This window comes from Agromyces sp. NPDC056389, from assembly GCF_042262385.1.
In the GTDB taxonomy this organism is placed as follows: domain Bacteria; phylum Actinomycetota; class Actinomycetes; order Actinomycetales; family Microbacteriaceae; genus Agromyces.
In genome coordinates this window covers 221,783-232,735 of record NZ_JBHJPN010000002.1, presented here as the reverse complement: position 1 = coordinate 232,735, position 10,953 = coordinate 221,783, and the positions used below count along the sequence as shown (strand labels likewise).

Here is a 10,953-nt window from a genome sequence, read left to right as displayed (position 1 = left end):
GATGACCATGACCCCCGATGAGGCAGCGCGGTTCGCCGCGACGCTCGATCGACTCGTCGGCGCGGTCGAGGAGGTGCTGCTCGGCAAGAACCGGGTCATCAGGCTCGCATTCACGGCGTTCCTCAGCGAAGGGCATCTGCTGCTCGACGACGTGCCGGGCACGGGCAAGACCTCGCTCGCCCGGGCGATGGCCCAGTCGATCGACGGCTCGAGCAATCGCGTCCAGTTCACGCCCGACCTGCTGCCCGGCGACATCACGGGAGTCACCGTGTACGACCAGCGCTCGGGTGTGTTCGAGTTCCACCCCGGTCCGGTGTTCGCGAACATCGTGCTCGCCGACGAGATCAATCGCGCGAGCCCGAAGACGCAGTCCGCGCTCCTCGAGGTCATGGAGGAGGGCCAGGTCACCGTCGACGGGCAGACGCATCCCGTGGGGCATCCGTTCATGGTGATCGCGACGCAGAACCCCGTCGAGCAGGCGGGAACCTACCGCCTCCCCGAGGCGCAGCTCGACCGGTTCCTGATGCGCACGTCGATCGGCTACCCCGACCACGCCTCGACCATCCGCATCCTCGAGGGCGCCGACCAGCGCGCCCACGAGCACCGCGTCCCCCCGCAGCTCGCGGCGGAGGAGGTCGTGGAACTGGCTGCGGTCGCCCGCACGGTCTACGTCGACCCCACGATCCACGACTACGTCTCGCGCATCGTCGACGCCACCCGCACGGCTCGCGAGGTGCGCCTCGGGGTCAGCGTACGGGGTGCGCTCGCGCTCATCCGTGCCGCCAAGACCCACGCCGCCGGTCGCGGCCGTCACTACGTCGTGCCCGACGATGTCAAGGCGCTCGCGGAGCCCGTGCTCGCGCACCGGCTGATCCTCGATCCCGAGGCCGAATTCGACGGCGTCACAGCCTCGAACATGATCGCCCAGGTGTTGATCGAGACGCCTCCACCCTCGACCAGGCAAGCGGTGTGACGCTCACCCAGACCCGAACGACCATCCCCGAGGACGCCCGAAGAGAGGGCGTGCTCGCGGTGGTCATCGGGCTTGCCGTGATGGCGGCGAGCCGTGCAGGCACGGCAGTCGTTCGGGCCGCCCGCATGGTGCAGGGCGTCGTGACGCCCCTCGGCTGGTCGGTGATCGTCGTCGCGGCGCTCGCGCTCATCGGCGGCTACACCTGGGGATGGCTCGAGCTCATCGCGCTCGGGTGGGGGCTCGCGGTGCTCTCGGCCGCGGCATCAATCTGGCTGATCGGCCGAGGTGCCGGAGCCATCCAGCTCGTGCTCCCCTCACCGCGCGTTGTCGTCGGCGAGCCTGCCGAAGCGCGGTTGATCGCCGCGAACCCCGGTCGTCGGCGATTCGGCGGAGTGCAGCTCGAGCTTCCCGTCGGACGCCGCATCGTCGAACGGGTCCTGCCGGGGCTGCCGCGAGGCGGCGTGTTCGACGAGCAGTTCTCGATCCCCACCGAGCGGCGGGGCGTCGTGCCGGTCGGTCCGGCACGCACCGTGCGCGCCGACCCGATCGGCCTCATGCGCCGGGAGCACGTGTGGTCGGAGACGGCAGAACTCCATGTTCACCCGCGCACCGTGCCGATCAACGCGCTCAGCACGGGATTCATCCGCGATCTCGAGGGAACCCCGACCCGCGACCTCACGGCGAGCGACATCGCCTTCCACGCGCTGCGCGAGTACGTGCCCGGCGACGATCGCCGGTTCATCCACTGGCGGAGTTCCGCCAAGACCGGCACCTTCATGGTGCGCCAGTTCGAGGAGACCCGGCGCAGTCGCCTCATGGTGCTGCTCGATCTCGACCCGGGCGCGTACGTCGACGCGGCGGAGTTCGAGCTCGCCGTCAGTGCCGCGGCATCCGTCGGTGCACGGGCGATCCGCGATGCGCGGACCGTGTCGTTCGTCGTCTCGGGAGGCAGGCGCGCCGCCGGTGCCGTGCGCAGTGCCATGCGCGAGCTGCCGACGGTCTCCCGCGACCGACTCCTCGATGCGCTCTGCCTCGTCGAGACCGAGGCCGATGCGGTGATGCTCCCCGACGTGGCCCGAGCCGCGGCCGAGACACTGGCGGGCGTCTCGCTCGCCTTCATCGTCACCGGAACCGCGCGCGGGGTGGCGCCCCTCCGCGCCGCGGCGACCCGACTGCCGCCGGGGGTCGAGAGCGTCGCGGTGCTGTGCTCGCCCGAGGGGGAGGCGAATGCCCGCACGATCGCCGGCCTCACCGTCTTCCGCATCGGCTACCTCGAAGACCTGCGCGCGATGCTCGCGAGATCGGCGTCGGTCACATGACGTCCCGCGCACCCGCCGGTGCCCACCGGATCGCGCCGACCCTCGTCACCGTGGTCCTGGTCGTCGCCATGCTCGCCGCGGCGATGCTGCCGTGGTGGCCCGTCTACGAGAGTCCCGCGTTCCTGGTCGCCGCGGGGGTCGCGATCGCCGCCGGGGTCGCCATCGGCGTCGCCGGAGCCCGATTCCGACTTCCCTCCTGGATCATCGTGCTCTCCGTGTTCGGCGCCTACCTCGTGCTCGGCGTGCCGGTGGCCGTGCCGGGGGCCGCGATCGCCGGCGTCCTGCCGAGTCCGTCGGGCATCGTCGAACTCCTCGCGGGCGCGGCGCTCTCATGGAAGCAGCTCGTCACGATCTCGGTCCCCGTCGGCTCCTACCAGGCACTGCTCGTACCGCCCTTCCTGCTCGGTCTCGTCGCCGCCACCGCAGCGATCTCGATCGCGTTGCGCAGCAGGCGCCCTGCCGCTGCCGCGCTGCCGCCGGCAGCGCTCCTCATCGCAGGCATCGCGCTCGGCGTCGTGCATTCCGCACTCGCGGTCGAGGCCGGCATCGCGTTCCTCATCACCGCGGTCGCGTGGCTCGTTCGGGTCGCCATCGCAGCCCGGCGGGCGATCACCGGCGGCCGCCGAGTCGAGGCCGCGCTCACCGATGCACGTCGCGTGCTCGGTGCGTCGGCACTCGTGGCCATCGCCGTCGTCGGTGCGACCGCGGCATCCGTGGCCCTGCCGGTGCCTGCACGCAGTGTCGTACGGGCCGAGTTGCAGCCGCCGTTCGAGCCGAGGCAGCACGACAGCCCGCTCGCAGGCTTCCGCGCCGCGTTCCGCGAAGAGGTCGTCGACGACGTGATGCTCGACGTCCGCGGCCTCCCCGACGGTGCGGGCGTGCGTCTGGCGACGCTCGACTCGTACGACGGCATCGTCTACACGGTCGGAGGTGCGGAGGGCGCGTCGGCATCGGGGCGTTTCACTCGGGTGCCCTACCGACTCGACCAGTCGGGGGTGAGCGGCGAAACCGAGCGGCTCGCGATCGAGGTCGAGGTCGCCGGCTACTCCGATGTCTGGGTGCCGGGGCTCGGTCGCCTCGAACGCATGACGTTCGGCGGGCCGCGTGCCGAGACGCTCACCGAGTCGTTCTTCTACAACGAGGTCACGAGCACGGGTGCGGTGCAGCGTCCGCTGCAGACCGGTGATCGCTACGCGGCGACCTCGGTGGTGCCCGTGGACCCGTCGGCGCTCGACGGACTGAACCCGGGTACGAGCGTGCTGCCCGCGGTACCCGAGATACCGAAGAAGCTCGCGCAGTTGCTCGACGAGTGGGCGCCCGCTTCCGATGACCCGGGGGCGCGCCTGCGGGCGGTCGTCGAGGGCTTCCACGCGAACGGGTTCGTGAGTCACGGCCTCGGTGACGACGCGCCGCCGAGCAGGTCGGGTCATTCGCTCGACCGCCTCGCGGATCTCGCGACCGACCGGCCGATGGTCGGCGACGGCGAGCAGTACGCGGTCGCCGCGGCTCTCATGGCCCGCCGCATCGGCTTTCCGGCCCGGGTGGTCGTCGGCTACCTGCCCGGCATCGCCGATGAGGCGGCAGCGGCCGCTGGCGAGACCCCAGGCGAGACGGATGTCGCGAGCGAACCCGTCCCCGACGGTGTCACCCGGTTCGTGAGCGGCGACAAGCAGGCGTGGATCGAGGTGCAGGGGGCCGACGGCAACTGGATCGCGGTCGATCCGAACCCCGTGCCGAGCGAGATTCCCGAGCGCGAGCCCGACCAGCCCACGATCGTGTCGAGGCCGCAGTCGGCGCTGCCTCCGCCTGCCGAGCGCACGCCTGTCGACGACCTGTCGAACGAACCCGAGTCGCCGCCCGACGACCCCGACGACGATGCCGCCGCCTGGGTGCAGACACTGCTCGCGGTGCTCGGGGTCTCGGGCATCGTGCTCGGTGTGCTCGCGATCATCGCGAGCCCGTTCCTCGCGATCATCGTCGCGAAGCTGCGGCGGCGACGGCTGCGGCGGAAGGCACCGACCGCCGTCGAGCGCATCGAGGGCGGCTGGGAGGAGTTCGCGGACGCAGCCGCCGACTACGGATACCCGATCAGGCCCATGGCCACGAGGGCCGAGCAGGCGGCGACGGTCGGCGGGCTCGCGCCGCTCGTGCTCGCGTCGGTCGTCGATCGCGCAGTGTTCGCGCCCGACGGGCCGACCGAGGGCGACGACCTCCTGGTCTGGGATTCGGTCGACGAGCTGCAAGAGCGGCTCGGAGCGCCGCGGTCGTTGCGCGAGCGCCTGCGGGCGGCGGTCTCGCTCACCTCGCTCGGCGGGTACGCTGTGACCCGGAGAGGAGCGCGTTCGTGACGTGTCGGATCTGCGGAGCAGAGCTGCCCGATGGGGCGATGTTCTGCGGCGAATGCGGAAGCTCGACGAGCGCGACCCCCGAGTCCCGCCGGCGGCCCGATCCGAGGCCTGGCGACACGACCGTGATCGAACGGCCCGCTCGGCGCAACAGCGGCGTGATCTCGATCCCGGTCGACGGCTTCCGCGCAGCGGTCGCGATCGAGTCGATGGATGCCGCGGTCGGCGAGTTCTTCGCGACCGCAGCGCACGAGCCGCACGGGCAGGCGCCGGCGGCGCCCGCCGCGACGCGGTTCGTGCTGACGTTCAGCACCGGCGAGACGCGCACGGTCTTCGGCTCCGGCCTGATCGGCCGTCGTCCGCTGCCGCAACCCGGTGAGGTGTTCGACCATCTCGTGCAGATCGCCGATCGATCCCTGTCGGTGTCGAAGACGCACGTCGAGTTCGGGGAGCATGACGGCACGCTCTGGATCGCCGACCGGTTCTCGGGAAACGGTACGATCGTGCGGCGTCTCGACGACGGCGCGATGCGGTGCGAGCCCGGCAGGCGCTACCTCGTGCCGAGGGGGACCCGAGTCGAACTCGCGGAGCAGTTCTTCACCGTCACCTGACGCATTCCAGTCCGCGACGCGCTGAGCCGGCGTGATCCTTGATGCACCGTCGACTCGCCCTCGACAGGGCGCCGTCGACCGATGCTGCGCCAGGGCGACCGCCTCCGATCGTTCGCAGGGCGATTCGCGTGATCGGATCGCACGGTGGACCGATTCGACATCGCACCCGTCTCGCTGGACACCCCGCTCGTGCTGCCCCCGGCGCCGACCGATCCCGCTCGAGTCGGGTTCCCCTTCATCGGGGCGTTCGCACCCGTCGTCGGAGCGCTCGCACTGTGGGCGATCACGGGTTCGCCGTTCTCGCTCGTGTTCGCGGTGCTCGGTCCCATCGTCGCGGTCGGTTCGATGCTCGATGCCCGTCGTTCGGCCCGGTGCCTGCGGCGACGGGCGGCCGTCGATCGGCGACGCCTGCTCGATGAGCTCGAGGCCGAGATCGACGAGCGGCACCATCTCGAACGACAGGCGGCGTGGCATCGCTCGCCGTCATCCCGACGCCTGCTCGAACAATCGGAGCACCCTGCGTGGCGAGAGGTGACCACGCCGACGCTCGTGCTCGGCCGAGGGTCGGCCGCGAGCGGGCTGCGAGTCGAGGGCACGCCCGTCGACGACGGGGATCGAGCGCTGCTGCTCCGCGCGGCTCGACTCGACGACGCACCGGTGTCCGTCGACGCCGGCGCAGGGCTCGGATTCGTCGGCGACCTCCACCTCGCGCGAGCGGCCGCTCGTGCGACTGTCATCCAGTTCGCGCATCTCGCCCATCCGCAACGATTCTCGATCGATGCGGCCGAGGGGGTGCACGACGACAGCTGGGCGTGGCTGCGCCTCCTGCCGCACCGCGGGGGTCGTACGTCGACCCGCGTGATCGTCATCGAGCCGCGCGACGGAAGACAGCCGCCTGCATCGGTGCCGTCAGCGCTCGCCCCTCATGCGGAGCGGCCGCTCATCGTCGTCGCCGTCGCGCGCACCGCGTCCGAGCTTCCGCCGGGCCTCGGCACGATCGTCACGATGCAGGCCCCCGACGCCGCGGTCGTCCGTCGGCAGCACGGCACTCCCGAGACCCGCGTGGTGCCGTCGCTCCTCGGCGTCGCGGAGGTCGCCGGCCGGGCGCGCGCCCTGGCCGCGGCCGCCGAGCGGGCGGGCTTCGACGATCGCTCGAACGAGCTTCCTCGACGGCTGCACCTCGAGGGGCTGTCGCGCCCGACCCGCACGGGAGCCCTCGACCGGTCGAGCCTCGCCGTGGTCGTCGGACAGGTCGCGGGCGGTGCACTCGAACTCGACCTCGCACGCTGCGGCCCGCACGCGCTCGTGGCGGGCACGACGGGCAGCGGCAAGAGCGAGTTCCTGCTCGCGTGGATCGTCGCGCTCGCCGCGGACCACCCCCCGAACCGAGTCTCCTTCCTCCTCGTCGACTTCAAGGGCGGCGCGGCGTTCGAGCCCGTTCGGGGTCTGCCGCATGTCACGGGCATCGTGACCGACCTCGACGAGTCCGAGGCGGAGCGAGCGGTGCAGAGCCTCAGGGCCGAGCTCCTGCATCGCGAGGCCATGCTCGCTCGTGCCGGAGCACGCGACATCGCGGGGCTCGACGACGGCGTCGACCTGGCGCGACTCGTGATCGTCGTCGACGAGTTCCAGGCGATGATCGAACGCTTCCCCGAGCTCGGAGCGGTCATCGGGGACATCGCCGCACGGGGCCGTTCGCTCGGGGTGCACCTCGTCCTCGCCTCGCAGCGCCCCAACGGCGTCGTCCGCGAGCAGGTCACCGCCAACTGCGCGATCCGCGTGTCGTTGCGCGTGCTGCAGCGGGCCGACAGCGACGCCGTCGTCGGAACGCCCGCGGCGTCGGAGATCCCGCCGGACCTGCCCGGGCGAGGGATCATCGATCGGGGCGACGGCCGCCCCGTGCTCTTCCACTCGGCGATCGCCACGCCGGCTGCGATCACCGACGTCCGCGACCGCTCGGCCGGACTCCCGCGCGCCCGCCGCACGTGGCTCGATCCGCTGCCCGCGAGCATCGACCGCGACGCGATCTTCGAGCTTCTCGGCGAAGGGCGGTCCGCGGCATCCAGCGGACCTCCCGCGGGTGGGCCTGAAGGTGACGGACTCGGATTCGGCGTGATGGACGAGCCCGAGCAACAGCGCCGGAGCCTCGCCCGATGGTCGCCGCAGCGCGACGGCGGACTCCTCGTGCTCGGTGCCCCCGGCAGCGGACGGACCACGGCGCTCGCGTCGGTCGAACGAGCGGCGGCCGACTCGATCGCCATCGGTCATGCCGGCGGAGCGGCTTCGCCGGCTGACAGCACGGCGTCGGGCACGCTCCGGCTCCACGGACCGTCGAGCGCCGTCTGGGACGGACTGCTGGCAGCCCAGTCCGCGGTGCGCGGGGCGGCGGTGCCGCCTGCCCTGGTCGCGATCGACGACCTCGACATGCGATTCAGGGCGTGGCCCGAGGAGTACCGCAACGCCGCGTTCGGAATGGTGGAATCCCTGATCAGGGAAGGCCGCGCGAGAGGTGTCGCCGTCGCGGCATCGGCCACGAACCCACTCGCGCTCGGCAGCGGCCTCCGCGACGCGTTCGGTTCGCGGCTGCTCCTGCGTCATGCAACTCGCTCCGACCTCGTGCAGGCCGGGGGCCGCGGCGAGCTCTGGCGCGCGAGCGACGGTCCGGGTGCCGGCCAATGGCGCGGGAGTCGAGTGCAGGTCGTCGAGACGACGGATGTCTCGGCCCCGGAGACCGCAGTGACCGCGCCCCTCGAGTTGCTGCCCGACCATCCGTACGCCGTCGCGACGGCCACGCCGCGCGCGGCAGCGGCGACGATCACCGCGATGGGACGCACGACGATCCTCCTCGTGGCCGGCGGAGAATCCGCGGTCAGAGCCGCCGTCGCTGCGCATCCGATCGATGAACCACCGCCGGTGATCGTCGGCGACGCCGAGGCATGGGGGGCGAGCTGGTCGCTGACGGCCGGCCTCCGCGAGCAGGCCGCGATCGTCGTGCACGGCGGCGTGGGGGAGTACCGCGCCGTGATGCGGTCCCGGGAGCTCCCTCCGCTGCTCGACGACGCGGCGGGCCAGTGCTGGGTGATCGAACCGGAGAAGAGCCCGCGACGAGCAATCTGGCCGATCGGCCGCAGCCACTGAATCGGTCGCAGGATCGGGCGAGAAGCGCTGATTCCGAACGAGATGTTCGCAGAAATTAACGATTCGGACATCATCGAGTGAATTCCGCCCAGCAGTGTGGCAGTATCTTCCCACCCTTGCACTGCAGCAACCCGAAACGGAGTCCCCCGTGAATCGACGCCCCCTGCCCCAGGACCCGATGATGCGAGCACTCATCGCCCAGGCTCGACAGATGCAGCTGAATCGCCGCACGCTGCTCGCGGGAGCCGGTGCCGGGGCGACCGCTCTGGCACTCGCAGCGTGCTCGACGGGTGGCGCCCAGGGCAAGCCCACCGCCGCAGCCGACACCTCGGCCACCGACAAGACCCTCAACTGGGCGAACTGGGCCGCCTACATCGACGAAGACGACAGCGGCGCGTACCCCACGCTCGAGCGCTTCACCGAAGAGACCGGAATCGCGGTCAACTACGAGGTCGCCGTCGACGACAACAACACCTACTACGGCAAGGTGAAGGACCAGCTCGCCCTCGGCAAGGACATCGGTGCCGACACCGCTGTGCTCACCGACTGGATGGCCGCCCGCTGGATCCGCTTCGGCTACACGCAGGAGCTGAACCACGACAACATCCCGAACATCGTGAACCTCAACCCCGCACTGCGCGACCCCGACTTCGACAAGGGACGCGTGCACACGCTGCCCTGGCAGGGCGGCTTCGCCGGCATCTGCTGGAACAAAGAGGCGATTCCCGGCGGCATCGAGTCGGTCGAAGACCTCTGGAACTCCGAGCTCAAGGGCCGGGTCGGCGTGCTCTCCGAGATGCGCGACACGATGGGGCTCATCCTCCAGCAGAACGGCGTCGACATCGCCGGCGATTGGGGCGACGTGGAGTTCGACGCGGCCATCGAGGTGCTCCGCGAACAGGTCGAATCCGGCCAGGTGCGCAACATCAAGGGCAACTCCTACCTCGAGGACCTGAAGAGCGAGGACACGCTCGCCGCGATCTGCTGGTCGGGCGACATCACGGTCATCAACGCCGAGGCCGGCGACAAGTGGGAGTTCGCCATCCCGACCGCGGGCGGCACGCTGTGGAACGACAACTTCCTCGTGCCGGTCGGCTCGCCGCGCAAGGCGAACGCCGAGGCGCTCATGAACTTCTACTACAACCCCGAGATCGCCGCGGAGGTCGCCGCATGGGTGAACTTCATCACGCCGGTCGCCGGCGCGAAGGAGGCCGCGATCGCCATCGATCCCGAACTCGCCGAGAACCAGCTCATCTTCCCGAATGAGGAGACGCTGGCGAACGCGCACATCTTCCGTTCCCTCAGCGGTGCCGAGGAGCAGAAGTACCAGGCGCAGTTCCAGAGCATCCTCCTGGGGGCGTGAGCGTGTCGGTACGCGAGTTCGCCGAACGCGGCGCAGACCTCGAACTCGTCGGCATCCAGAAGCGGTTCCCCGGCTTCACCGCGATCGAAGAGCTCGATCTCACGATCCCGGCCGGCTCGTTCTTCGCCCTGCTCGGCCCCTCGGGCTGCGGCAAGACGACGACCCTCCGGCTCGTCGCCGGCCTCGAGGAGCCGACGAACGGACGCATCCTCATCGGCGGCCGCGATGTCACGGGGACCAAGGCGCACGAGCGCCCCGTCAACACGGTGTTCCAGAGCTACGCGCTCTTCCCGCACATGTCGGTGCTCGAGAACGTCGCCTTCGGGCTCAAGCGCCGCCGCATCGGCGACGCGCTCGGCCGCGCGCATGAAGCCCTCCGCCTCGTCGAGCTCGATCACCTCGCGCAGCGCCGCCCCGCGCAGCTCTCGGGCGGCCAGCAGCAGCGGGTCGCGCTCGCCCGTGCGATCGTCAACCGCCCGGCGCTGCTGCTCCTCGACGAGCCGCTCGGCGCTCTCGACCTGAAGCTCCGTCGCCAGATGCAGCTCGAACTGAAGACGATCCAGGAAGAGGTCGGTCTCACCTTCCTGCACGTCACGCACGACCAGGAGGAGGCCATGACCATGGCCGACACGGTCGCCGTCATGAACAAGGGCGCGATCGAGCAGATGGGCGCACCGGCCGAACTCTACGAACTGCCGCGCACCTCGTTCGTGGCGAACTTCCTCGGCCAGTCGAACCTGTTCACGGGCGACGTCTCGGGTTCGACGGATGCCGCGATCACGGTCGACATCGCCGGCTCGCGGGTGATCGTGCCCACCGCACGCGCCCAGCGCCACAACGGGCGCGTCACCATCGGAGTGCGGCCTGAGAAGGTCGCCCTGCTCCGCGAGGCGCCGGCCCCGTCATCCGACCGCAACACCCTCGGGCCGGGCCGCGTCGTCGATGTCTCGTTCTCGGGCGTGAGCACGCAGTACCTCGTCGCGATCCCCGACGCCGGCACCGTCACCGTGTTCGCGCAGAACACGGGTTCGGGTCCCGTCGTCGGCGAGGGAGCCGAGGTGTGGGTCTCGTGGCCGGTCGAGCACGGCTTCGGCCTCGACGACGTCGCCGAGCCCTCGGCGCGGTTCGCTGCAGACGACGACACCACCTCGATCGCCGCGCAGCGCCGTGAGGAGCTCGTCACGGAGCTCGAGGAGGGCTGACC

7 protein-coding genes are annotated in these 10,953 nt (G+C 71.0%); all 7 read left to right on the top strand.

Translation table 11 applies throughout. The annotated features are described in order from the left end of the window. The first annotated feature begins 1 nt into the window (after position 1). Positions 2-973, top strand: a complete 972-nt coding sequence (locus ACFCVM_RS14045; protein WP_375837097.1) for an AAA family ATPase — start codon at positions 2-4, stop codon at positions 971-973. Then, positions 970-2,292: a DUF58 domain-containing protein gene (locus ACFCVM_RS14040; protein ID WP_375837094.1), complete on the top strand. Its 1,323-nt coding sequence runs from the start codon at positions 970-972 to the stop codon at positions 2,290-2,292. The genes ACFCVM_RS14045 and ACFCVM_RS14040 overlap by 4 nt, the downstream gene beginning before the upstream one ends. Next, the gene (locus ACFCVM_RS14035) at positions 2,289-4,640 is read left to right on the top strand and encodes a transglutaminaseTgpA domain-containing protein (RefSeq protein ID WP_375837092.1); all 2,352 of its coding nucleotides are present in this window, start codon (positions 2,289-2,291) and stop codon (positions 4,638-4,640) included. Before ACFCVM_RS14040 ends, ACFCVM_RS14035 begins: the two co-directional genes overlap by 4 nt. Then, the gene (locus ACFCVM_RS14030; RefSeq protein ID WP_375837090.1) at positions 4,637-5,248 is read left to right on the top strand and encodes a zinc-ribbon domain-containing protein; all 612 of its coding nucleotides are present in this window, start codon (positions 4,637-4,639) and stop codon (positions 5,246-5,248) included. Before ACFCVM_RS14035 ends, ACFCVM_RS14030 begins: the two co-directional genes overlap by 4 nt. Positions 5,249-5,392: 144 nt before the next feature. Further along, positions 5,393-8,386: an FtsK/SpoIIIE domain-containing protein gene (locus ACFCVM_RS14025; RefSeq protein WP_375837088.1), complete on the top strand. Its 2,994-nt coding sequence runs from the start codon at positions 5,393-5,395 to the stop codon at positions 8,384-8,386. A gap of 148 nt (positions 8,387-8,534) precedes the next feature. Further along, positions 8,535-9,749: a PotD/PotF family extracellular solute-binding protein gene (locus ACFCVM_RS14020; RefSeq protein WP_375837086.1), complete on the top strand. Its 1,215-nt coding sequence runs from the start codon at positions 8,535-8,537 to the stop codon at positions 9,747-9,749. A gap of 2 nt (positions 9,750-9,751) precedes the next feature. After that, positions 9,752-10,951: an ABC transporter ATP-binding protein gene (locus tag ACFCVM_RS14015; protein WP_375837633.1), complete on the top strand. Its 1,200-nt coding sequence runs from the start codon at positions 9,752-9,754 to the stop codon at positions 10,949-10,951. Positions 10,952-10,953 lie beyond the last annotated feature (2 nt).